The sequence below is a fragment of the Streptomyces sp. NPDC047081 genome, from assembly GCF_040643775.1.
GTDB lineage: Bacteria > Actinomycetota > Actinomycetes > Streptomycetales > Streptomycetaceae > Streptomyces.
Map to the genome: position 1 here is coordinate 175,054 of NZ_JBEYUY010000008.1, position 21,517 is coordinate 196,570.

The following is a 21,517-nucleotide window of genomic DNA, read 5'->3' on the forward strand; positions in this document are numbered from 1 at the left end:
GAGTAGCGGGGGCAGAGACGAGGAGCTCCGGCGGCGGTGAGTAGCGAAGGTGAGGATGCGGAGCTGAGGCGAGGATGAGGAGCGGGGTGGAGTTGTCCGTGCCCGCTCCCCCGCCGTCCTGCGCCTTCCCCCCCCACGCGTCCTACGCCTTCCTCCCCCACGCCGAAATCATCGGCGCCGTCGCCAGGTCCATGCCTCCGGCCTCGACGTTCGCCAGGTGGCGGTCGATGTCCTCCGTCGTGGCGATGCCCGCGTCGAGGAGTTGAGGACGGATCTGGCGGATGGTCGCGGATTCGAGGGCCGCGCAGGACTGGGAGGTGAGGGGGAAGTACGCGTCGGCCTCCACTCGGCGCAGGCCGTGTTCGCGGAGCAGGCGCGGGAGTTGACGGCCGTACGAGAGGTCCGCGCCGCGGTCGGCGAGGAGTTGGCGGAAGCCCTGGCGGAGGCGGTTGGCGAGGCGCTGTTCCGGGCCGTGTTCGTCGGGGCAGGCCAGCGGCTGGAGGGCCGGGTCGGCGTCCTCGAGCAGGAGGCGGCCGCCGGGGCGCAGGGCCTTGATCATGGAGCGCAAGGCCCGCTCGCGGTCGGGGACATGGACCAGGACGAGCCGGGCGTGCACGAGGTCGAAGCCCTCCCCCGGCGGCTCCTCGGCGGCCACGTCGTGGACGCGGACGTCCACCGGCGGCCGGGCGGCGGCCGCGAGCCGCGAGGTGTCGATGTCGGTGGCGACGACCTTTCCGGTCGGGCCGACCTTCTTGGCCAGCCAGGACACCACCGACGTACCGCCCGCGCCGACCTCCCAGCAGCGCCAGCCGGGGCCGATGCCGAATCCTTCGAGGTGCCGGAAGGTCGTGGGGTCGAAGAGGGTGGCGAAGGCGTCGAAGCGCTCGCCCGCCTCGGACTGCCGGTTGTCGAGGAGATACCCGTCGGATCGCGTCATGCCGCGATCATCCCAGTTGCCCGGCTTGTCGGGAGCGGTCGACGCGGCGCTACGGCGAGATGTCCGGCGTCCGCCGAGGCGCCGCCGTTCGTCCACAGGCGGGAACCAACCGGAACCTTCTGTTCCCACAGGCTCACCTGCCGCTTACGCAGACCTGGCAAACTGGCTCGCCAGAGCGCAGGACACGGCACATCCGCCGGGCCTTGCGTCGAGCCCGAGGAGATCCACGCAAGGAGATCCAGATGTCCATGGCAGGGAATCTGCGGAAGGTCACGAGCCTCGGCAGGGTCGGAGGCCTTCGCAAGGTGGCACGGCTGGCCCGGCGGCGCCCCCGCGTCGACCTGAGCCACCCGGCCAGGTCCCCGCTGGGCTCCTCGGTGGTCAACTGCGTGACCTACCGGGAGGGAGTGCGGGTGCCCGGCGGCAGCGACCTGGTCGACACGGTGGAGAAGGTGCGCAAGAGCAGGGACGGTTTCGTGTGGCTCGGTCTGCACGAGCCGACGGACCAGGAGTTCGCGGGCATCGCCGAGCTCTTCGACCTGCATCCGCTGGCGGTCGAGGACGCCGTCGAGGCCCATCAGCGCCCGAAGCTGGAGCGGTACGGCGACACGCTGTTCGCCGTGTTCAAGACGGTCTGCTACGTCGAGCACGAGCAGTTGACCGCGACCAGCGAGGTGGTGAACACCGGCGAGATCATGGTGTTCGTCGGCGAGGAGTTCGTGATCACGGTACGGCACGGGATGCACGGCTCGCTGGGCCCGCTGCGCGAGGAGCTGGAATCCGACTCCCGGCAGCTGGCGAAGGGGCCGGCGGCGGTGCTGCACGCGATCGCGGACCATGTGGTGGACGACTATCTGCACGTCACCGACCAGGTCCAGGCGGACATCGACCAGGTGGAGACGGACGTGTTCGCGGAGAACGGCGCGCGGGCCGACCCCGGCCGGATCTACCAGATGAAGCGTGAACTCCTGGAGCTGAAGCGGGCCGTGGCACCCCTGGCCGGCCCGCTCGACGACCTGGCCACCAGGCCGAGCCGGGTGGTCGGCCCGGAGATACAGGCGTACTTCAGGGACGTCCTCGACCACCTCATGCGGGCGAAGGAGCAGATCGCCTCGTTCGACGAACTGCTCAACTCGATCCTGCAGGCCCACCTCGCGCAGGTCACCGTGGCCCAGAACGAGGACATGCGCAAGATCACGGCCTGGGCCGCGGTGATCGCCGTGCCGACGATGGTCTGCGGTGTGTACGGCATGAACTTCGATCACATGCCGGAGCTGCACTGGAGGTTCGGGTACCCCCTGGTCATAGGCGTGATATCCGTGGCCTGCCTGGTGCTGTACAGGGGCTTCAGGCGCAACGGCTGGCTGTGACGGGCGCCGCCCGCGAGGTCAGGACTTCGTGCTCCTGGCGTAGACGCTGTGGGCGAAGTCGGCGATCTGGTCCTCCGTCAGGTGCTGGGCCAGGTCGGCCTCGCTGATCATGCCGACCAGCCGCTTGTTCTCGATGACGGGGAGCCGGCGGATCTGGTGGTCCTGCATCTCCCGGAGCACGTCGCTCACGTCGGCGTCCGCCTCGATCCAGCGCGGGGTGCCCTGGGCCATCTCGCCGGCGGTGACCTTGGCCGGGTCGTGGCCCATGGCCACGCAGCCGACGACGATGTCCCGGTCGGTGAGGATGCCGCAGAGCCGCTCGTTCTGGTCGCTGATGGGCAGGGCTCCGACGTTCAGCTCGCGCATCAGCTGGGCCGCGCGGTCCAGGGTCTCGTGGGCGGGGATCCACTGGGCGCCCCGGTGCATGATGTCTGAGGCGGTGGTCATGGAGTACCTCCCGGTGCCGGACGGCCGGTGCGGCGCGGGGAGGCACCGCTGGTCCCGGAGTCCCGGCGCCCTACATTCTCGCCTCGCGGCAGGGCGGGCGCACGCGGAACTCCGCGGTAACCGCAGCCCGGAGGACAGGGCCGGACGACCCCCGGTTCAGGCCGAGAAGCCAAGGATCTTCCGCGGTACGACGCGGATGATCACGCGGACCTCGTCGTCCTTCTCGCCGGGCGGGTCGATGCCGAGGTACTTGTGCGAGAGCTCGTGCGGGAGGCGCTTGTCGTCGTCGGGGAGGATCTCGGCGGTGCCGCGGATCTCGACCGAGGTGTAGGGGTTGGTGAGGTCGAAGACCGTGAGGCTGATGCGGGGGTCGCGGCGGAGGTTGCGCACCTTCTGTCGGCCGTCGGTGGAGGAGAAGAGGACGGTGTCGCCCTCGCGTTTGATCCAGACGACGGAGTTCTGCGGGGCGCCGTCGGGGCCGAGGGTGGCGACGCTGGCGAAGTTCTTGCCGTCGAGGAGGGCGCGGACGGGGTCGGCGAAGGAGAGGGAAGGCGTGGCGGAGATCGTCATGGGACCAGGGTAATTAGATGCATGTGCATTGAAAAGCGGTTTCGGTGGATCGAACGAGGGCTCGGGGTGATCCGCGTCAGCCGTTCCATGTCAGCCGTTCCATGCCGGGTGGCGCGGGTCGTCGGCGCGGACCAGTACGTCGGCGGTGCCGGCGGGGTCGGTCTCGGCCTCGTAGCGCTCGTAGGCCGGGAGGGTCCAGTGGTCGGCCTCGGGGGTGCGGCGGCGCAGGGCGCCGGGTGAGAGGAGGACGTGGACGGTCAGGTCGAAGGGAAACCAGTGCCGTAGGAGGAGGGGGCCGTGCAGCAACAGGAAGCCACCGGGCGGGAGTTGGACGTAGGGGCTGCGGGTGGCTCGGTCGGCGACCGGGTCCCAGAGGTCGGGCAGGACGCGTCCGTCGCCGCCGGGTTCGAGGGGGCCGAAGACCTCGCGCCACAGGGCGCGGGTGTCGAACCAGCCGTCGTAGTAGGCGTCCACGTCCTGGTGGCCGTACTCCAGGCGGAGAGACGCGGGGCGCAGGAAGCCCTCCGTGCCGACGGTCAGCGAGGGGCGGCCGTGTATGCGCAGGGCTTCGGCGACACGTGCGGCGAGGTCTCCGGGGCGGGCCGCCGGGGCGCCGTCGAAGGCGATACGGGGCCAGGGGCTGCCGTCGGCCGGTTTCAGGTCGAGCAGACGCTCGGCGAGGAGGTCGCCGAGCCGGTCCCAGGTGATCGCTTCGAGTCGCACACGGCCCATGATGCGTCAGGGGGTGGTCGGGGTGCGTCGCGCGGGGGCGGTCCGACGGCTCGGGGCGCCACTTCACCACTTCACTGTCGGCATTACCGGCAGTACCGGCAGCGCGGGCAGGCCCCTCGGTTCAGGACGCTTCTTGTTCGTGGGCGGTGCGGGCTGCGAGGAGGAGTGGTAGGTGGGTTCGGCTCCAGGCGCGGGCTGCGTCGAGGAGGGGGAGGAGGGATCGGCCGAGGGGGGTGAGGGTGTATTCGACTCGGGGCGGGTTCTCGTCGTACGAGGTGCGGGTGAGCAGACCGTCGCGTTCCATCGCGCGCAGGGTTTCGCTGAGGACCTTGGGGGTGACGGCCCTGAGCGGGGCGCGGAGTTCGGTGAAGCGGCGCGGGCCGTGTTCGAGGCAGCGGATGACCATGCCGGTCCATTTGTCGCCGACGCGGAAGGGCATCGCGGAGGAAGGGCAGAGGGGGTCGAACATGTCGGGGTCCAGCGGGGCGCGGGCGGGGGCGGGGTCCCGGGTGCCGGACGAGGCGTCGGTCATCGGTCGAGGTTAGCGCCGATACCGTTGAAGTAACCGGGGTCTGCGCTTCTAACGTCCAGGTCAGGTGGCCAAGTGGGCTGCCGGGCAAGGAGGTTGGGCATGGGCGGGATCGGCGGGATCGTGGTCTTCGGGGCCGGTGGGCGGGCCGGGCGGGCGGTGACGGCCGAGGCGCGACGGCGTGGGGTGGCGGTTACGGCCGTGGTACGGGAGCCGGCTCGGTATCCGGATCTCGGGGCGGAGGGGGTCGTGGTCGCGAAGGGTGATGTGACCGATCCCCTGTCGGTCGGTGGTGTCGCGGGCGGCGGGCATGTGGCGGCCGTTCATGCCGTTTCGCCGTTCAGTGGGCCGGAGCAGGGGTTCGGGTCGTTGGATCCGGACTTCTTCGTCAGGGCGGCGGATGCCTTGCTGGATGGGCTCGGTGCGGCGGGGGTGGGGCGGCTGGTCGCCATCGGCCTGTTCGCGAATCTGCTCGGGGTGGACGGGCGGCCGGTGATGGACGACGCGGGGGTGTTCCCGCCGGAGATACGGCCGTTCGCGCTGGCGCACACGGCGGGGTTGTCTCGGCTGCGGTCGCGGGGCGACGAGGGTGCCGTGGACTGGGTGATGCTCACGCCGGGCGGCGGGCTGGAGGAGGGTGCGGCGCGGACCGGGCGGTACCGGCTGGGGGGTGAGCGGGTTCCCGAGGGTGGCTCGGTGTTGTCGTACGCGGATCTCGCCGTGGCCGTGCTCGACGAGATCGAGACGCCTATGCGGCATCGGGTTCGGGTGTCGGTGACGGGTGATTCGGTGATTGATGGACCGTGATCGGTGATCGGTGATCGGTGATCGGTGACGGGAGTGTGGGTGGATCGGAGTAGGGCCGGGGCGTGTGCTGGGAAGGAAACATGTATGGCGCGTCTTGCAACTCCTTCGTCCCGTACCGGACTTCTCGTCATCCAGCCGCTCAAGCGGCGGTATTGCGGGGAGTGCCATGCGGGGGCCTTGTCGATGCTGGTGTTGGAGGAGGGGGCGCCGCGGTGTCTGGACTGTGCGGATCTCGGGCATCTGGTGTTTCTGGCACGCGGTGACACGGCGCTCACTCGGCGGTCTCGGGAGGAGAGTTCGCTGTCGGCGGTGGTCGTGCGGTTCAACCGGCGCAAGGGGCGGTACGAGCGGCAGGGCGTGCTGGTCGAGGAGGCGGGGCTGGCCCGGGCCGAGGAGCGGTGCCTGGCGGACGCGGAGGCTCGGCTGCGGCGCCGGATGCGGGACGCGCGGCGGCGGACCGCGGAGGACGTGCGGTTCGCCGAGGCGTTCGCGGCGGAGATACGGCGGTTGTTTCCCGGGTGTCCGGAGGAGCGGGCGCGGGCGATCGCCGGGCATGCGTCGGTGCGGGGCAGTGGGCGGGTGGGGCGGAGTGCGGCGGGGCGGGCGCTGTCGGAGGGGGCGGTGGTGTCGGCGGTGGTGGCGTCCGTACGGCATGTGGAGACGCCGTACGACCAGTTGCTGATGAGCGGGGTTCCGCGGCATGAGGCTCGGCGACGGATCAGGGCGGGGGTGGAGACGGTGCTGCGGGGGTGGCAGGCCGACGGGGCTGGGGTGGAGGTCGGCTGAGGGGGCGGGGTGCGGGTGGCTGGTTCGAGGCTGGCGGCCGATTCGAGAGCGCCCGAGAGAAGGGGCCGGCAAGGAGAGGCGGGTGGCCGGTGCGGGAGCCGACGGTGCCGAGGGGGCGGTAGGAGGAGGGCGAGGGTGGGGGATCGGGTGGTTGGGGGCTGGACGTTTGCGTATGGGTTCGCGCGTATTGGTCACGGGATTTGTGGGGTTGGGGGAATTGACTTGTGGTGATGGGGGGTGCCGGGGAGGATCTCGGGTCTATACGGGGAGTTGACGTTGTCGTGATCGATGGACCGTACTTCTGGCTGACCGTGCTGGGTGTGCTCGGGACCGGGCTGGTGGCCGGGGTTTTCTGCGGGTTCTCCACGTTCGTCATGCGGGGGCTGGCCGCGTTGCCGCCCGCGCAGGGCGTCGCCGCCATGAACGCGATCAACGTGACGGCGGTGATGCCGGCGTTCATGCTCGTGTTCGTGGGGTCGGCCGTGCTGTGCGCGGTGATCGGCGTGGTGACCTTCGTGCTGTGGCCGGACGACGGGCGCGTGGAGCTGCTGGTCGGCAGCGCGCTGTACCTGTTCGGCAGCTTCGGCGTGACCATGGTCGCGAACGTGCCGCGCAACGACGCGCTGCTCAAGCTGGACCCGGGCACCCCGGAAGCTGCCGCGTACTGGCCGTCGTACGTGCGCGAGTGGACCATGTGGAACCACGTGCGGATGGTGGCCTCGGCCGGTTCGGCGGTGGCGTACGTGCTGGCGCTCACCTGAAACCGGCCCGCCTGGCGCTCACCTCAAACCGGTCCGCCCGACGCTCACCTCAAACCGGTCCGCCTGACGCTCGCCTGAAGACGCGCTGGGCGTGTGCTGAGAAGTTCCCGGTGGGAAACGCGGGGAAGCCTGAGGAACCTGGGCGGAAAGCGCTGTCCGTCCCCTCTGCGCCCGTGGCCGACACGTCGTATCGTGGCCGAAAGAGTGCCGTCCGATGTCGCATGGCCTGTCGTACGCGGACGCGAGGAAGAGCGCCATGGCCGATCCCAAGGGTTTCATGACCACGCCGCGCCAGGACTGGCCCCGTCGGCCGGTCGGGGAGCGGGTGCGGGACTGGGACGAGGTGTACGTCCCCGGTGCGCTGCTGCCCATCATCAGCAAGCAGGCCGACCGGTGCATGGACTGCGGCATACCGTTCTGCCACGAGGCGTGTCCGCTCGGGAATCTGATCCCCGAGTGGAACGACCTCGTCAGCCGGGACGACTGGCGGGCCGCGGCGGACCGGCTGCACGCCACGAACAACTTCCCCGAGTTCACCGGGCGGTTGTGTCCCGCGCCGTGCGAGTCGGGGTGTGTGCTCGCCATCAACCAGCCTGCCGTCACCATCAAGAACGTCGAGGTCGCCATCGCCGACCGGGCGTGGGAGCTGGGGTTCGCGCCGCCGCGGGCACCGGACCGGCTGTCCGGGCGGACGGTGGCCGTGGTCGGGTCGGGGCCGACGGGGCTGGCGGCGGCGCAGCAGCTGACGCGGGCCGGGCACACGGTCGCGGTCTATGAGAAGGACGACCGGCTCGGCGGGCTGATGCGGTACGGAATCCCCGAGTTCAAGATGGAGAAGCGGCATCTGGAGCGGCGGATCGAGCAGATGCGGGCCGAGGGGACGAAGTTCCGTACGTCGACCGCGGTCGGGCGGGACGTGGGGGCGGCGGAGTTGCGGGCCCGGTACGACGCGGTGGTGATCGCGACCGGGGCGACGGCCTGGCGTGAACTGCCCGTACCGGGGCGGGAGTTGACCGGGATACAGCAGGCGATGGAGTATCTGCCGCTGGCCAACCGGGTGTGTGAGGGGGATCTGGAGAGCTCGCCCATGTCCGCCGCCCGCAAGCATGTCGTCATCGTGGGCGGCGGGGACACCGGGGCGGACTGTCTGGGGACGGCGGTGCGGGAAGGGGCCGCGTCGGTGACCCAGTTGGACATCTACGCGCAGCCCGGTGCCGAGCGGGACGAGGACGCGGAGCCGTGGCCGACGTATCCGAAGATCTACCGGTTGTCCGCGGCGCACGAGGAGGCGGGGGAACTGGGGACGGCGCCCGCGGCGGATGCGGACGCGCGGTTGTTCGCGGCGTCGACGCTACGGTTCGTGGGGGACGCGGACGGGCATGTGCGGTCGTTGCATCTGGTCGAGGTGGATGCGGGACGGAAGCCGGTCGCGGGGACGGGGCGGAGCCTGCCGGCCGATCTCGTGCTGCTCGCGCTGGGGTTCTCCGGGCCCGACCGGGAGGACGGGCTGATCGGGCAGTTGGGTCTGGCGATGGAGGCGCGCGGGACGATCACCCGGGACGCGGGGTTCGCGACGAGTGTGCCGGGGGTGTTCGCGGCCGGGGACGCGGCTCGGGGGCAGTCGCTGATCGTGTGGGCGATCGCGGAGGGGCGGGCCGTGGCGGCGGCCGTGGACCGGTATCTGACGGGGAGTTCGCGGCTGCCGGCGCCCATCGGGCCCTATGACCGGCCCATGACCGTGTAGGACCCGAAGGCTCGCATTCCCGTAGGCGCAGAAGCCAACGGCTCGGAAAGGGGCATCAGCGGCGGCGTTCGTCCGTGCCCGCCACCTTCGCCGTCGACAGGGCCACCCTGTTCCACGTGTTGATCGTGAGGATCAGGGACAGGACGTGGGCCAGTTCCTGGTCGTCGAAGTGGGCGGCGGCCTCCTCGTAGACGTCCGCCGGGACGCCCTTGTCGGCCACCAGGGTCACCGCCTCCGTCAGGGCCAGGGCCGCCTGTTCCCTCGGCGTGAAGAAGTGGCTGGCCTCCCTCCAGACCGGGACCATGTGCAGGCGGTCCTCGGTCTCGCCGGCCTTGCGGGCGTCGTTGGTGTGCATGTGCAGGCAGTACGCGCAGTGGTTGAGGTGCGAGGCGCGGATCTGGATCAGCTCGACGAGGGCGGGGTCGAGGCCTTCGCGGGCGGCGGCGTCGAAGCCGACGAGGGCGCGGAAGACCTTCGGGGCGGACTTGGCGAAGTCGATGCGAGCGGTGGTGGTGGTCGTGGTCGTGGTCGCGCTGGTGTTCGTCGTCATGTCATTCAAACTACGGGGGTGAAAGACCCACTGTAGGGTGCATTCCCATGGCGAAATCGTGGGTCAATTCCGCTGAGCGGGTCGGGGCCGATCTGCATCTGGAGGTGGCCGCCACGGGTGGGCGGCGGGCCGCCGTCGCGGCGGCGTTGCGGGAGGCCGTGCGGAGTGGGCGGCTCGCTCCCGGTACCCGGCTGCCGCCGTACCGCTCCCTGGCCGCGGACCTCGGCGTCGCCCGCAACACCGTCGCCGACGCCTACGCCGAGCTGGTCGCGGAGGGGTGGCTCACGGCCCGGCAGGGCTCGGGCACGCGGGTCGCGGAACGGGCGGAGCCGCTGCGGCGCGGGGAGCGGGGAGCCGTAAACGCGCCTGCACGCGCGCGTGACGAAGGCGGGCCTGCGCACGCGCGCGACGGAAGCGGGCCTGCACACGCGCGTGACGAAAACCGGCCTCCACGCGCGCGTGACGAAAACCGGCCCGCATACGGGCGTGAGGAAAACCTGCCACCACGCGCGCGTGGGCCCGAGGTCCCGCCACGCGCGCGTGGGTCCGCGTCGCCGCCACACGCGCGTGCCCGGCGGACACCGCTCCCGCTTCCGCCCCCTCCCCCACACCGCCCCCTCCACGACCTCCGCCAGGGCACCCCGGACGCGTCGTCGTTCCCTCGCAGGGACTGGATCGCTTCCTACCGGCGGGCTGTTCTCGGCGCGGCCAGCGAGGTGTTCGGGCCCGGGGATCCTGCCGGGCGGGTGGAGTTGCGGGAGGCGCTCGCGGAGTATCTGGCGCGTACTCGGGGGGTGCGGACCGAGCCGGGGCGGATCGTGGTGTGTTCCGGGTTCGCGCACGGGCTGCGGCTGCTGTTCGGTGGCGGGGTGCTGCGCGGGCCGCTCGCCGTGGAGGCGTATGGCCTGCCCTTCCACCGGGAGTTGCTCGCGGGCGCGGGCGTGCGCACCGTACCGCTGCCGTTGGACGAACACGGCGCGCTCGTGGACCGGTTGGGGCGTGAGCGGGCCGTGCTGCTCACGCCCGCGCACCAGTTCCCGACCGGTGGGCCGCTGCACGCCGAGCGGCGCGCGGCCGTGGTCGACTGGGCACGCGCGCGTGGCGGGGTGGTGCTGGAGGACGACTACGACGGGGAGTTCCGGTACGACCGCAAGCCCGTCGGCGCCGTGCAGGGGCTCGATCCGGAGCGGGTGATCCTGCTCGGCTCGGTCAGCAAGAGCCTGTCGCCGGCCGTGCGGCTGGGCTGGATGGTGCTTCCGGAGCGGTACGTCGACGGGGTGCTCGCGGCCAAGGGCGAGCGGGAGGCCTGGGCGAGCGTCCTCGACCAGCTGAGCCTCGCCGACTTCATCTCCAGTGGGTCGTACGACCGTCACGTGCGGCGGATGCGGCAGCGGTACCGGCGCCGGCGCGACCGGCTCGTGGCGGCGCTCGCCGAGCACGCGCCGCACATCGAGGTCACCGGGGTCGCGGCGGGCCTGCACGCGGTGCTGCGGCTGCCGCCCGGCACCGAGCGGTCCGCCGTCAAGGCCGCGGTCTGGAACGGCGTCGCGCTCGACGGGCTGGCCGGATACCGGCACCCGGACGCGGAGGCGGAGACCGAGGCGGCCGACGGGCTGGTCGTGGGGTACGCGACACCCTCGGAGCACGCGTACGGGGCGGCGCTGGAGGCGTTGCTCCGGGTGCTGCCGCCGGGGGCGCCGGATACGGCGGTGTGAGTCGAGCGGGACAGGCCCTCGCACCTGCGGAGGATGCCGTGCGTACTACCCCCGGACGAGGCCGTGTCGGCGGTCTCCTCCCGGCTCACGAAATCGGGGCGGAGCGGACAGGAAAGCGACGTCCAACCGACCTGTGGGGCAACGGCGGTGGGACCATGGGTGAGGAGCGTGTCATGGCCGTGTCCCGTGCGGAGCGGCCGCGGCCCGCCCATCCTTCGTTCCGCCGTCAGGCGCTGGGCCACCCCGCGCGTCCCCCCTGTTGGCGGTCGGTCCTGGAGGGTGTTGATGACGACGCTCGACGAACGTCGGGGAGACGGCCGCATCGCGGCGCGGGGTCCGGCGGGGGCGTACGGCCCGGCCGCCGTCCCGCTGGACGAACCCACCGCCGTGCTCCCCCGCAGCGCCGGTTCCAAGGCGGCGAACCTCGCGCGGGCCGCCCGGGCCGGGCTGCCGGTGCTTCCCGGTTTCGTGATCCCCGACGGTGCGGGCGACGACACGATCGCCCTGCGGCGGGCCTGGGACGAGTTGTCCGAGGGCGGTGCCAGGCCCCTGGTCGTACGGTCGTCCTCGCCGCAGGAGGACACCCAGGAGTCGTCGCTGGCGGGGCAGTTCGCGTCCGTGCTGGATGTGCGGGGGTGGCGGGACTTCCGTACGGCGGTACGGGCGGTGCTCGACTCGGCGCGGCGGCCCGACGCGGGGACGGCCCCGATGGCGGTGCTGGTGCAGCCGATGCTGGCGGCCCGGGTCGGCGGGGTGATGTTCGGGGCGGATCCCGTGGAGGGGCGGGCCGACCGGATGCTGGTGAGTGCGGTGCGGGGTGGGCCGGACAGTCTGGTCAGCGGTGAACAGGCGGGAACCAACTACTGGTTGAGCCGGTCGGGACGGCTGCTGCGCACCGAGCCGCGGGCGGCGGAGGCGGTGCTCACCCGTGGCGAGCTGTTCCGGCTGGCGCGGCTCGCGCGGCGGGCCCGGCGGGTGTTCGGGGGGCCGCAGGACATCGAGTTCGGGTTCGACGGGGACGGGCGGCTGTGGCTGTTCCAGAGCCGGCCGATCACGGCGATGGCGGCACGGCCCGCGCGCGGGGCGCGGCTGCTGGGGCCCGGGCCGGTGGCGGAGACGCTGCCCGAGCAACTCCTGCCGCTGGAGGAGGACTTGTGGGTGGCGCCGATGGCCCGCGGGCTCGCCGCCGCGCTGGACATCGGGGGCACTGCGCCACGGCGGCTGCTGCGCCGGGTGCCGGTGGTGACGACGGTCGGGGGGCGGGCGGCAGCGGATCTGCGGCTGCTGGGGGCGGCGCCGCCGCGGCACCGGTGGCTGGCGCTGCTGAACCCGGCGCCGGGTGCGCGGCGGCTGGGCGCGGCCTGGCGGGTCGGACGCCTCACGGCAGCGCTGCCCGGCCTGGCGACGGACCTCGTCGCCGACGTCGACCACCACCTCGCCGGGGTCCCGGCACCGGCCGACCTCACGACCACCGACCTGACCGCCGAACTCCGCTGGACCCGAAGGGTGTTGGTCTCGCTCCACGCCCAGGAGGCCCTGGCGGGGGCGCTGTTGCGGGAACCACCGAGGAGCCGTACGGCGGCGGGGGCGGCCCTGAGTGCGCTGGCAGAGGCGCGGGCGCGAGGGGTGCCGGACGAGCGGGTGGCGGCCGAGGAACCGTTGGTACTGGCGCTTACGGCGCCGAGTCTGCGGGGGCGGGGGCGGTTGCCGGAGGGGGTGGTGGCAGGGGCGGGTGGTGACGGGGGTCGGGGAGAGACTGCGGCTGCGGCTGCGGGCGGCGGCGAGGCGTGGCACGAGGCGCCGGTTGCGGGCGACGGCGGGGTACGGCAAGAGGCGCCGGCTGCGGGCAACAGCGGGGTGCGGCAACAGAAATCGGCCGCGGGCAACAGCGGGGCACGGCAAGAGACACCGGCTCCAGGCAACAGCGAGGCGCAGCAAGAGACACCGGCAGCAGGCAGCGCCGTGGCGCGACGCGAGGTGTCGGCTGCGACTGGGGGCGGCGGCTCGGGGCAGGGCGCGCCAACCCGCCGACCGGGCTCGGGAGTTGTGGGCAACGGCGTCGGGCGGAACTCGGCGCACGACGCCATGGGCAGCATCCCCGGCCAGGACTCGGCGCACGACGCGATGAGCAGGGCCGTCGGGCAGTACTCGGCGTCCGACGCGATGGCCATGGTCCCCGGGCAGAACTCGGTGTCCGGCGCCGTGGCCCCCGTAACCCCGGTGACCACCGCGACATCCGTAACCCCCATGACCCCCGCAGCCGTACGCCACACCCCCCACCGCTCCCCCGCACTCCCCCCACGCGAAGCCCTCCGTCTCCGTGTCCGCTGGGTGCAGGAGCTTCAGGTGCGGCTTGTTCGGGAAGGTGGGCGGCGGCTGGGGCTCGGGCCTGAGCGCGTCGGGATGCTTCGTTGGCGGGAGTTGGGCGCCGTACTGGAGGACGGGGTTTCGTTGCCCGGGGATTTGGGTGGCCGGGTGCCGCCAGGGACGTCGGCTCCGTTGCCGGACGCGTTCCGGCTCGCGGACGGGAAGGTCGTCGCCGAGCGGCACGGTGAGGCGGACGGCGGCCGGGGCGTGTCCGGTGGGCGCGTTGTCGGGACGGTGTGGGACGGGCGCGGGCCCCGGCCACCGGACCCCGTGCTCGTCGTACGTACCCTCGATCCCGCCCTCGCCCCGCTGCTGCCCGAACTCACCGGCCTGATCGCCCAGACCGGCAGCCCGTTGTCCCATCTCGCCGTGCTGGCACGGGAGTTCGGCCTGCCGGCGGTGGTGGGGGCGACGGACGCGGTACGGCGTTTTCCGCCGGGGTCGCGTGTGGCGATGGACGGGGACACGGGTGGCGTGCACGCCGAGGAGCCCCGATGAGGCGGGTCGCCTATCTCTTCGGTGGGCTCGCCGCGGCCGGGACCGGTACCTATCTCGTCGTCTACCTGTACCGGTGGCAGTGGCAGCGGGCCATTCTCTGCGGGATCCTGCTGCTGGTCGTCGAGGTCATGCTGCTCGGCATCGTGATGCTGGGACGGCTGGGCCGGATCGAGGAGCGGCTGCGGGACGGTGACGCCCGGCAGCGGGAGTTGGCGGTACGTCAGGAGGACGTGCTGGCGCGCTTGCGGGCGGCGCCGGAGAGCGGGCGGAACGAGGGGCCGCGGTTCCGTTGGCTGGAGGAGAGCGGCGAGCGTACGTACGTCTTCGTGCCCGTCCTCATGGTCACCGGTGTGCTGCTGTCCGGGATCGCGTGGGTGGTGCAGCGGATCGCGTCGGCGACCGCCAAGCCTGCCGAGCGGAGGCTCGCCGGGCGGCTGGCCATACTCGCCGCGCCCTCCGAGTCCGCCGGTGCGGGCGTCGGTGCAGGTGCCGGCCGCGACACCGTCCCCGGCGCTGACCGCGACCTGGAGGACCTGCCCCTGCTGGGCCCTCGCCTCAAGGGCCGGGCCGCGAGGGTCACCGCGGTCACCGTCGTCGGCGCCGCACTGCTCGCCGCGCTGGTCGTCGGACTCGCCGACCTCACCCAGACCCGGGAGGAGCACGAGAACGACAACGAGGCGACCTCGGTGCTGGTCCAGGTCGACATGCGGGGCTCCGGGATGACCGCGGAGCGGCGTCGGCTCGCCGCCCAGCAGGTCTGGGAGCGGTGCCGGGACTCCACCTCCGTGCCGCTCAGCCACGCGACCCTCGGCGACCTGGGCGACGGAGTGTTCGCCGGTGTCGTACGCCCCGCGCTCACCGAACACGACCGCATGCGGCTGCGCGGCTGCCTGGAGGACACGACCCTCGACCGCGCCCACCTCACGGTGGTCGGCATCGGCGACGCGGATGCGGACGACGACTGAAGGGGGGCCTGGGAGGGGCGACTTGACGACGGTCGGCCTGGAGGCGACAGCGAGTGAGCCGGAGATGACGACGGCCGCCCCCGAGATCACGCCCCGGAGCCGGAGGCCCGCGCAGCCGCCTCGGAGATGACGATGACCGCGCCGCAGGCCCCAGCCACCGCCGACCCGCCCCCACTCCCCACCTGCCGGGTTACGATGCGCATCGCGCCCCCGTCCCCGAGCCTTCCGGGTCGCCCATGGCTGTCGTTCTCGCTCCACTGCCTCGGCCCCTCCTGCCCAGGGGCCGGTTGTCGCGTCGTGCGGTGCGGGTCGTCGTGACGGTGGTCGTCGGTTATCTCGCGCTGTGGGCCGCCGGTTCGCTGGGCGTGCTCGCGCTCTCCTACTGGGCCCGGGAAGGGACACCTCCGCCCGCCGGCACCCGTACCGTCCAGGGCATCCATCACTTCCAACCCGTGGACGCCAAGGGCCGGTTGTGGCGCGGCGCCGCGCCCTCACCGGCCGGATACCGCGAACTGGCCCGGCTCGGCTTCACCACGGTCGTCGACCTGCGCGCCGAGGACCTCACCCCGGCCCAGCTCGCCGAACCGGTCAAGGCCGGGCTGACCGCCGTACGACTGCCCATCCGGGACGGGCAGACGCCGAGGCCCGAGCAGGTGCGGAGGTTCCTGGAGACCGTCGCCGCCGCGCCCGGGCCCGTGTTCGTGCACTGCGGGGCCGGGGTGGGGCGGACCGGCACGATGGCGGCGGCCTATCTCGTGCAGACCGGGGAGCAGACGTCCGCGACGGCGGTCCGGCGCAATCTCGCCGTCGGACCGCCGTCGATCGAGCAGATCTACTACGGGCTGAGCCTCGGGCCAGGGCGGGTGGCGCAACCACCGCTTCCGGTGGTTGCGATCAGCCGTCTGGTGGACGCACCCCGACGCATGTGGTCCTGGCTCTAGGCTCTAGATGTATCCCCCGCGGGGGGCTTGCCGGTGCCGGTCTCAACCATTGATCGATTAACCATCAGTTCATCAGTTCACAATCAGGAAAGGGGAGTTGAGTGAGCGTCGGGACCAATTCGCGTCACGACAGCAGGAAGTCGGCCTCCCCCGCCTTGGCACCCTCGATGAACGCGGTCATCTCGTCCGTGGTGTAGATCAGTGCCGGGCCGTCCGGGTCGGTGGACTGCCGGACGGCGATCCGGCCGTCGGCGAGCTTCATCGCCTCCAGGCAGTTGCCGCCGTTGCCACCGCTCCAGGGCTTGTGCCAGCCCTCACTGCCCAACTCCCGCGCGGGCATGCCGTTGTAGACGCCTTTGCGCGACTTGATGCGATCCATTCACAGCTCCTTGCGGAGATCCCGGAGAATCTCCTTCGTGCGATGTGCCGTAGCGGCCTGCGCCGCCATGCGGTCCATGACCTCGAGGTGGGTCGCCACCTCGGCACGCGCGTCCAGATAGACGGCGCCGGTCAGGTACTCGCTGTAGACCATGTCCGGAAGCTCCGGCATGGCGAATCGGAACAGCACGAAGGGCCCGTACGTGCCGGGGTGCGGCCCGTTCAGGAACGGTGCGACCTGCAGCGTCACGTTGGGCAGCTTCGCGGCTTCGAGCAGCCTGTCGATCTGGGCACGCATCACCTCCGGACCGCCGACGGGGCGGCGCAGCGCGGTCTCGTCCATGACGGCCCAGAAGCGGGGCGCTCCGGGACGGGTGAGCAGATCCTGGCGTTGTATGCGCAGCGCGACATGGCGCTCGATGTCCTCGGGCCGGGTCTGGCCGATCGCGCCCGACAGCAGGACCCCACGCGCGTAGTCCTCGGTCTGGAGCAGGCCGGGCACGAAGTGCGGGTCGTAGGAGCGGATGAGGGAGGCCGCGCCCTCCAGGCTGACGTACATGGAGAACCAGCCCGGCAGGATGTCGTGGAACCGCTGCCACCAGCCGGGACGGTTGGCCTCCTCGGCGAGCTGCACGAAGGTGTCGGCCTCGTCGTCCGAGACGCCGTACGACTTCAGCAGCAGCTGGAGGTACGGGATCTTGAGGGCGACCTCGGCCATCTCCATGCGGCGGACCGTGGCGGGGGCGACGCGGAGGACGCGGGCGGCCTCCTCGCGCTTGAGGCCGGCGCGTTCCCGCAGGTCCAGCAGACGCCGACCGAGGACCACCTGGCCGACGGTCGGCGCGGACCGCGGTTCGCTCACGCTCCACCTCCACTGATCGCCGGCCCACCGGCTCGCCGGTTTCCCGAAATTCCCGAAGTCCCTGGCAGGACGGCCGCGAGGGTGCGGTCCGACCTCAAACTGCATGCTGACAGCCATACGGCGCCATTCGAAGACCTATTCGAAGATCTGTACGGTTTTGTACGGATCTACGTTGATCTCAACTGGCGCCGTTCGACGTGCTGTTGTCGTCAGTGTGCCACGGCCTTCCAGAGAGTCACACCGCACTCTGCAATTTTCAGAGTGACACTTGCCAAGTGTTCACGGCGGGGCGATAGTGGCAAGCGTGATTCCGTCCGCGCCCTTAGGAACAGACGCCGCCACGGGCCGCCGCCACGGCCTTGGTGCCGCTGCGGAAGCAGGCCCCGGCGGGGCCCCTGCCGAGCGCCGGTTCCGTTTCGAGCTGGCCGCACATCCGGGGTCCCCGGCGCAGGCGAGACGCCTGACCAGGGCCCGGCTGAACGGCTGGTCGGTGTGCGAGGACACCTGCGACACGGCGGCCCTGGTCATCACGGAGCTGGTCACCAACGCCCTCGTGCACACGGCGAGCAGCCTCATAGTCTGCGAGCTGCACGACGGCGAGGACCTGGTGCGCATAGCCGTGCGTGACGAGGGTTGTGCGCCGGGTGTACCCCACCCGTCACGGGCGCTTCCCGAGGAGGAGCACGGGAGGGGATTGCTTCTCATCGACGCGATGTGCCACGCCTGGGGGGCGCACGAGCAGGGTCCGGGGCTGCGGGTCTGGGCGGAACTGCCGCGCAAGGCCGACGATCCCGGGCACGGCTGCGGGCCCTGCAACGACCTCGGGTGGGGAGCCCGCCCCAAGCCGGGGCCGGCCGGTGGTTCGGGCGACGAGGGCGAACCGGAAGCGCACCACGGAACGGGCACTGGGCCGGGCATGGGCACGGGGACGGGGTTCACATGGGGGTGAGGGCCGCGTCCGGCGGCCGGGCGCTGAGCCTGGACACGCTGGTCCGCCTCGAGCGGGGGCTGAAGGCGTCGGGCACGACCCGGCGGCTGCCCGTACCGGACGGGATGACGGCGCCCCTGGGGTGCGACGCGGTGGCGGTGCCGGCCCGTTTCGGCCCACTGGTACTGCCCCGGCTGCCACGAGTGGGGTGCGTCTACGCCGATGAGGCGCACTGGTGGTGGCTCGTCCCGTCCGACTCGGACTACGCCCTGGAGTGGCCGGCGCCCGCCCATTACGCCGCCGGGGCGGTTGTTCCGGACGCCCCGGCGGTCCCCGGCCTCATCCACAAGCCGGACGGCACGCTCCCGTACACCCCGCCGATCCCGCTGTACCTCGCCCTGTGCAGGGTGACGGGGACGACCCCGACCTGGTCACGACCGGTGATCGCGTAGCCGGGCTGCCTGGCATGGTTGCGTAAACATCAGGCTCCGGGCGGCGGAACTTCTGAGGCGCGGCTGCGGGGTCCGGGTCGGTGCCGGGTGATCGCGGAGCTTCTGGGGCGTGACGGCTGGGTCGGTGCCGGGTGATCGCAAGGCTTCTGGCACGCGGCTGCAGGCCCCCTGCCGTCTGACCACCGAACTTCTGGCGCGTGACTGCGGGGGCCGTGCCGGGTGATCGCGGAGCTTCTGGAGCGTGGCTGCGGCGTCAGTGCCACACGATCGCCGAGCATCTGGCACGCTACTGCGGGCCCCGTGCCGTCTGATCACCGAACTCCTCGCGCGTGACTTGTGGAACCACTACCCCGCGGCTGCCGGGCCTCTGGCGCGCGGCCGCCGGACCGCTAACGCGCGGGCGCTGGCCTTCAGGCTCGCGGCTGCTAGACCACTGCCGCGTGGCCACCGGGCCCAGGTCGCGTGGCCAGCGAGCCTCGGTCGGGTGACCGTCGGACTCGGTCGAGTGACCGCCGAGCCCCGGCCACGTAGTCACCGAACCTCAGTCGGGTGACCGCCAGACCCGGCCGCGTGACCGCCAAGCCCCGGCCGAGCAGCCACCGAACCTCGACCAGCCGACCGCCGGCCCCGGCCGAGCAAGCACCGAGCCCCCGGCCGCGCAACCACCGAGCCTCGGCCGACTGACCACCAGACTCGGCCGCGCAACCACCGAGCCTCGGCCGACTGACCACCAGACTCGGCCGCGCAGCCACCAAACCTCGACCAACCGACCACCGGACCCCGGCCCGCGTGACCGCCGGGCCGCCGGACCACCGGGCCGCCGGACCACCCAGCCACCCAGCCACCCAGCCACCCAGCCACCCAGCCACCACAGGGCGTACGCCCGCGCACCCGTTCTTCTCTCACCTGCGCCCTGCCACCAGTCTCGGCCCCCCGCAATAGTGGCCGTCCGTCAAGGTGAAGGGGGAAGCCGGCGGTGGCGAGGACGCGGGGCTCGGACGGGCGGGGGAAGGCGCAGGACCCGGACGGGCAGGAGAAGGCGCGGAGGTCGGACGAGCAAGAGAAAACACTGCGCTCGGACGGGCGAGGGAAAACGCTGAGGCCGGACGGACCAGAGAAACCACTGGGGCCGGACAAGCGAGGGAAGACATCGCGGCCGGGCGGGCCGGAGAAGACAGTGCCGTCGGACGAGCAACGGAAGAAGCCACGCCCGGGTCCGCGGCGGAAGCGAGCCCGTGGTGCGGAGCCCGAGGTGTCCGAGTCGGAGCAGCTGCTCTTCGGGGGGCCGCTGCGCTACGACATGGGGTGGAACCAGCACACCGACGCGTTCCTGGAGCTGAACTTCCGGGCGATGGTGACCCGGCTGCCCGCCCTGCTGGGCGCGAGCTGCCGCCTGGCCTGGCAGGCCGACCGGCGCGCCGCGCGGGTCGTGCTGGCGGCCGAGGCGGGTCGCGGCGTCGCGCAGGCGGTGAGTCTGCTCGCCATGAACAGCGTGCTGGGCCGACTGATCGCCGGCGGCGCGATCGAGGACCGGTTGCGCGGTGCCGTACCGGTGCTCACCGCCCTGGCCGCCGTATCCCTCGTAGGGGCGCTGCTGCGAGCCGCGTCCACCTGGGCGACCGGGCGCCTGGAACCCAAGGTGGAGCGCGTGGCCACCGAGCTGTACCTGGAGCGCGCGGCGGCCGTGGAGCTCGCCGCGATCGAGGACCACGCCTTCCACAAGCTGCTGGACACCGCGCAGTACGGCGCCGGATCCGCGCGGCGGATGATCTCGTACGCCACCCGCGTGGTGAGCGCGCTGATCTCACTGATCGCGGCGGCGAGCGTACTGACCGTGCTGCACCCGATACTGCTCCCGCTGCTCGCGACGATGACACTCCCGACCGCGTGGAGCGCGCTGACGAACGCCCGGCGGCGCTACGAGTCCTGGCACAACTGGGTGCAGCACGTCCGGGCGAGCCATCTGATCAGCGGTCTGCTCACCGAACCGGACGCGGCTCCCGAGATCCGGGTGCACGGCGTCGGCCCCTTCCTCCTGCGGCACTACCGCGCCATGGCGGAGACCGCGGAGACCGAGCAGGCACGGCTGGCCGGCCTCGCGGCGCGCACCGGCGTGATCGCCTCGGCCTGGACGGGCCTGGCGACCGTGGCGACGTACGCGACGCTCGCCGGACTGCTGCTGGTCGGCGCGATGGCCCTGTCGGTGGCGGGTACGGCGGTCATCGCGATCCGGACGGGCTCGTCGAGCCTGGACAACCTGGTCGTGGCGGTCAACTCGCTGCACGAGGACGCACTGTTCGTGGGCGACCTGCAGCGGCTGTACGCCGAGGCGGCCGAGCGGGCGATCCCGACCGGCGGCGATCCCCTGCCGGAGGACCCGCGCGAGATCCGCTTCGAGAACGTCACCTTCCGCTACCCCGGCGAGTCGGCGCGCCCCGCCCTCGACGACGTCACCCTCACCATCCCCCTCGGCCGGATCGTGGCGCTGGTCGGCGAGAACGGCTCCGGCAAGACCACCCTGGTCAAGCTGCTCGCGGGCCTCTACAAGCCGGACGGGGGCCGCATCCTGTGGGACGACGTGGACGCGGCGACGGCCGACCGGTACCAGCTGGCCGAGCGGGTCGCGATGGTGGCCCAGGACTTCAAGCGCTGGCCGTTCACGGCGCGGGTGAATGTGGCCATCGGGCGTTCCTCCGCGCCCCTCACCGAGGAGCGGATGACCGCCTCGCTCGCCGAGGCCGGTGCCGGGGACGTGGTGGCCGACCTGCCGCACGGCCTGGACACGCTGCTGGCCCGCCAGTTCAGCGGCGGGCACGAGATGTCCGGCGGTCAGTGGCAGCGGCTGGGCATCGCGCGGGCGGCCTACCGGCGCGGCCGGATCCTGGTCGTGGACGAGCCGACGGCGGCGCTGGACGCACGGGCCGAGCTGGAGGTCTTCGAGAAGATCAGGGCCCTGGCCTCGACGGGCCAGACCGTCATCCTGATCACCCACCGGCTGGCGTCGGTGCGCCACGCGGACCTCGTCCACGTGCTCGACCAGGGCCGTCTCGCGGAGACCGGCACCCCGGACGAGCTGCTGGCCCGGGGTGGCATCTACGCGGAGCTGTACTCGCTCCAGGCGGAACAGTTCACGGCGCCGGTGCCCGCCCCGGAGGCGGGCTGACGCACACCTGGCCGG

At 72.2% G+C, this 21,517-nt stretch carries 20 protein-coding genes; 12 read left to right on the top strand and 8 right to left on the bottom strand.

Translation table 11 applies throughout. The features are described 5' to 3' along the window. Positions 1 to 142: 142 nt before the first annotated feature. Positions 143 to 937 carry a methyltransferase gene (locus tag ABZ848_RS17745; RefSeq protein WP_360832379.1) on the bottom strand — a complete coding sequence of 265 codons (795 nt, stop codon included), beginning with the start codon at positions 935 to 937 and terminating at the stop codon, positions 143 to 145. A gap of 242 nt (positions 938 to 1,179) precedes the next feature. Between ABZ848_RS17745 and ABZ848_RS17750 the strand changes: the two genes are divergently transcribed. Beyond that, positions 1,180 to 2,307: a magnesium and cobalt transport protein CorA gene (locus tag ABZ848_RS17750; protein ID WP_360832382.1), complete on the top strand. Its 1,128-nt coding sequence runs from the start codon at positions 1,180 to 1,182 to the stop codon at positions 2,305 to 2,307. An 18-nt stretch (positions 2,308 to 2,325) separates the two neighbouring features. Here the strand turns inward: ABZ848_RS17750 and ABZ848_RS17755 are convergent, their stop codons facing one another. The 4 genes from ABZ848_RS17755 to ABZ848_RS17770 all read right to left on the bottom strand — a co-directional run bounded on the left by ABZ848_RS17755 (position 2,326) and on the right by ABZ848_RS17770 (position 4,588). Further along, positions 2,326 to 2,754, bottom strand: coding sequence for a CBS domain-containing protein (locus ABZ848_RS17755; RefSeq protein ID WP_360832385.1), 429 nt, complete (start codon positions 2,752 to 2,754; stop codon positions 2,326 to 2,328). Positions 2,755 to 2,910: 156 nt separating this feature from the next. Further along, positions 2,911 to 3,324 carry a PPOX class F420-dependent oxidoreductase gene (locus ABZ848_RS17760; protein WP_360832387.1) on the bottom strand — a complete coding sequence of 138 codons (414 nt, stop codon included), beginning with the start codon at positions 3,322 to 3,324 and terminating at the stop codon, positions 2,911 to 2,913. 90 nt (positions 3,325 to 3,414) lie between these two features. Further along, on the bottom strand, positions 3,415 to 4,056 hold the full coding sequence (locus ABZ848_RS17765; RefSeq protein WP_360832390.1) for a uridine kinase: 642 nt from the start codon (positions 4,054 to 4,056) through the stop codon (positions 3,415 to 3,417). A 121-nt stretch (positions 4,057 to 4,177) separates the two neighbouring features. Further along, positions 4,178 to 4,588, bottom strand: a complete 411-nt coding sequence (locus ABZ848_RS17770; protein ID WP_360832393.1) for a helix-turn-helix domain-containing protein — start codon at positions 4,586 to 4,588, stop codon at positions 4,178 to 4,180. Between the two features lie 99 nt (positions 4,589 to 4,687). On the opposite strand from ABZ848_RS17770, the gene ABZ848_RS17775 reads away from it, so the two are divergent. The 4 genes from ABZ848_RS17775 to ABZ848_RS17790 all read left to right on the top strand — a co-directional run bounded on the left by ABZ848_RS17775 (position 4,688) and on the right by ABZ848_RS17790 (position 8,683). Further along, complete coding sequence (locus ABZ848_RS17775) at positions 4,688 to 5,392, top strand: NAD(P)H-binding protein (protein WP_360832396.1); 705 nt, start codon at positions 4,688 to 4,690, stop codon at positions 5,390 to 5,392. 84 nt (positions 5,393 to 5,476) lie between these two features. Then, positions 5,477 to 6,178, top strand: a complete 702-nt coding sequence (locus tag ABZ848_RS17780) for a DUF2293 domain-containing protein (RefSeq protein WP_360832399.1) — start codon at positions 5,477 to 5,479, stop codon at positions 6,176 to 6,178. 281 nt (positions 6,179 to 6,459) lie between these two features. Next, positions 6,460 to 6,939 (top strand): anthrone oxygenase family protein, encoded by a 480-nt coding sequence (locus ABZ848_RS17785; RefSeq protein ID WP_360832402.1) that lies wholly within the window; start codon positions 6,460 to 6,462, stop codon positions 6,937 to 6,939. A gap of 256 nt (positions 6,940 to 7,195) precedes the next feature. After that, entirely contained in the window at positions 7,196 to 8,683 is a 1,488-nt protein-coding gene (locus ABZ848_RS17790; RefSeq protein WP_360832405.1) for a glutamate synthase subunit beta, read from the top strand. Between the two features lie 55 nt (positions 8,684 to 8,738). On the opposite strand, the gene ABZ848_RS17795 is transcribed toward ABZ848_RS17790, so the two are convergent. Then, positions 8,739 to 9,233, bottom strand: a complete 495-nt coding sequence (locus ABZ848_RS17795) for a carboxymuconolactone decarboxylase family protein (protein WP_360832408.1) — start codon at positions 9,231 to 9,233, stop codon at positions 8,739 to 8,741. A gap of 47 nt (positions 9,234 to 9,280) precedes the next feature. On the opposite strand from ABZ848_RS17795, the gene ABZ848_RS17800 reads away from it, so the two are divergent. The 4 genes from ABZ848_RS17800 to ABZ848_RS17815 all read left to right on the top strand — a co-directional run bounded on the left by ABZ848_RS17800 (position 9,281) and on the right by ABZ848_RS17815 (position 15,719). Beyond that, positions 9,281 to 10,948: an aminotransferase class I/II-fold pyridoxal phosphate-dependent enzyme gene (locus tag ABZ848_RS17800; protein ID WP_360832411.1), complete on the top strand. Its 1,668-nt coding sequence runs from the start codon at positions 9,281 to 9,283 to the stop codon at positions 10,946 to 10,948. A gap of 285 nt (positions 10,949 to 11,233) precedes the next feature. Further along, a complete protein-coding gene (locus tag ABZ848_RS17805; RefSeq protein WP_360832413.1) occupies positions 11,234 to 13,813 on the top strand; it encodes a PEP/pyruvate-binding domain-containing protein in 2,580 nt (859 codons plus the stop codon). After that, on the top strand, positions 13,810 to 14,778 hold the full coding sequence (locus tag ABZ848_RS17810; RefSeq protein WP_360832416.1) for a hypothetical protein: 969 nt from the start codon (positions 13,810 to 13,812) through the stop codon (positions 14,776 to 14,778). The genes ABZ848_RS17805 and ABZ848_RS17810 overlap by 4 nt, the downstream gene beginning before the upstream one ends. A gap of 302 nt (positions 14,779 to 15,080) precedes the next feature. Beyond that, the gene (locus ABZ848_RS17815; RefSeq protein ID WP_360832419.1) at positions 15,081 to 15,719 is read left to right on the top strand and encodes a dual specificity protein phosphatase family protein; all 639 of its coding nucleotides are present in this window, start codon (positions 15,081 to 15,083) and stop codon (positions 15,717 to 15,719) included. 124 nt (positions 15,720 to 15,843) lie between these two features. Here ABZ848_RS17815 and ABZ848_RS17820 read toward each other — a convergent pair whose 3' ends face one another. Together ABZ848_RS17820 and ABZ848_RS17825 are read right to left on the bottom strand one after the other, a co-directional pair. Continuing rightward, positions 15,844 to 16,098 carry a DUF397 domain-containing protein gene (locus tag ABZ848_RS17820; protein WP_360832421.1) on the bottom strand — a complete coding sequence of 85 codons (255 nt, stop codon included), beginning with the start codon at positions 16,096 to 16,098 and terminating at the stop codon, positions 15,844 to 15,846. After that, a complete protein-coding gene (locus ABZ848_RS17825) occupies positions 16,099 to 16,959 on the bottom strand; it encodes a helix-turn-helix transcriptional regulator (protein ID WP_360832423.1) in 861 nt (286 codons plus the stop codon). It lies immediately after the preceding gene. 268 nt (positions 16,960 to 17,227) lie between these two features. Here ABZ848_RS17825 and ABZ848_RS17830 point away from each other — a divergent pair, with 268 nt between their 5' ends. The 3 genes from ABZ848_RS17830 to ABZ848_RS17840 all read left to right on the top strand — a co-directional run bounded on the left by ABZ848_RS17830 (position 17,228) and on the right by ABZ848_RS17840 (position 21,502). Beyond that, complete coding sequence (locus tag ABZ848_RS17830) at positions 17,228 to 17,908, top strand: ATP-binding protein (protein WP_360832425.1); 681 nt, start codon at positions 17,228 to 17,230, stop codon at positions 17,906 to 17,908. Further along, positions 17,899 to 18,339 carry a hypothetical protein gene (locus ABZ848_RS17835; protein ID WP_360832428.1) on the top strand — a complete coding sequence of 147 codons (441 nt, stop codon included), beginning with the start codon at positions 17,899 to 17,901 and terminating at the stop codon, positions 18,337 to 18,339. The genes ABZ848_RS17830 and ABZ848_RS17835 overlap by 10 nt, the downstream gene beginning before the upstream one ends. A 1,300-nt stretch (positions 18,340 to 19,639) precedes the next feature. Continuing rightward, positions 19,640 to 21,502: an ABC transporter ATP-binding protein gene (locus tag ABZ848_RS17840; RefSeq protein ID WP_360832877.1), complete on the top strand. Its 1,863-nt coding sequence runs from the start codon at positions 19,640 to 19,642 to the stop codon at positions 21,500 to 21,502. Positions 21,503 to 21,517: the final 15 nt, after the last annotated feature.

Excerpts from the sequence above, each read along its gene's own strand:
- ABZ848_RS17745 (WP_360832379.1), bottom strand. The coding sequence starts at position 937 with ATGACGCGATCCGACGGGTATCTCCTCGACAACCGGCAGTCCGAGGCG.
- ABZ848_RS17750 (WP_360832382.1), top strand. The coding sequence starts at position 1,180 with ATGTCCATGGCAGGGAATCTGCGGAAGGTCACGAGCCTCGGCAGGGTC.
- ABZ848_RS17755 (WP_360832385.1), bottom strand. The coding sequence starts at position 2,754 with ATGACCACCGCCTCAGACATCATGCACCGGGGCGCCCAGTGGATCCCC.
- ABZ848_RS17760 (WP_360832387.1), bottom strand. The coding sequence starts at position 3,324 with ATGACGATCTCCGCCACGCCTTCCCTCTCCTTCGCCGACCCCGTCCGC.
- ABZ848_RS17765 (WP_360832390.1), bottom strand. The coding sequence starts at position 4,056 with ATGGGCCGTGTGCGACTCGAAGCGATCACCTGGGACCGGCTCGGCGAC.
- ABZ848_RS17770 (WP_360832393.1), bottom strand. The coding sequence starts at position 4,588 with ATGACCGACGCCTCGTCCGGCACCCGGGACCCCGCCCCCGCCCGCGCC.
- ABZ848_RS17775 (WP_360832396.1), top strand. The coding sequence starts at position 4,688 with ATGGGCGGGATCGGCGGGATCGTGGTCTTCGGGGCCGGTGGGCGGGCC.
- ABZ848_RS17780 (WP_360832399.1), top strand. The coding sequence starts at position 5,477 with ATGGCGCGTCTTGCAACTCCTTCGTCCCGTACCGGACTTCTCGTCATC.
- ABZ848_RS17790 (WP_360832405.1), top strand. The coding sequence starts at position 7,196 with ATGGCCGATCCCAAGGGTTTCATGACCACGCCGCGCCAGGACTGGCCC.
- ABZ848_RS17795 (WP_360832408.1), bottom strand. The coding sequence starts at position 9,233 with ATGACGACGAACACCAGCGCGACCACGACCACGACCACCACCACCGCT.
- ABZ848_RS17800 (WP_360832411.1), top strand. The coding sequence starts at position 9,281 with ATGGCGAAATCGTGGGTCAATTCCGCTGAGCGGGTCGGGGCCGATCTG.
- ABZ848_RS17805 (WP_360832413.1), top strand. The coding sequence starts at position 11,234 with ATGACGACGCTCGACGAACGTCGGGGAGACGGCCGCATCGCGGCGCGG.
- ABZ848_RS17810 (WP_360832416.1), top strand. The coding sequence starts at position 13,810 with ATGAGGCGGGTCGCCTATCTCTTCGGTGGGCTCGCCGCGGCCGGGACC.
- ABZ848_RS17820 (WP_360832421.1), bottom strand. The coding sequence starts at position 16,098 with ATGGATCGCATCAAGTCGCGCAAAGGCGTCTACAACGGCATGCCCGCG.
- ABZ848_RS17835 (WP_360832428.1), top strand. The coding sequence starts at position 17,899 with ATGGGGGTGAGGGCCGCGTCCGGCGGCCGGGCGCTGAGCCTGGACACG.
- ABZ848_RS17840 (WP_360832877.1), top strand. The coding sequence starts at position 19,640 with ATGGGGTGGAACCAGCACACCGACGCGTTCCTGGAGCTGAACTTCCGG.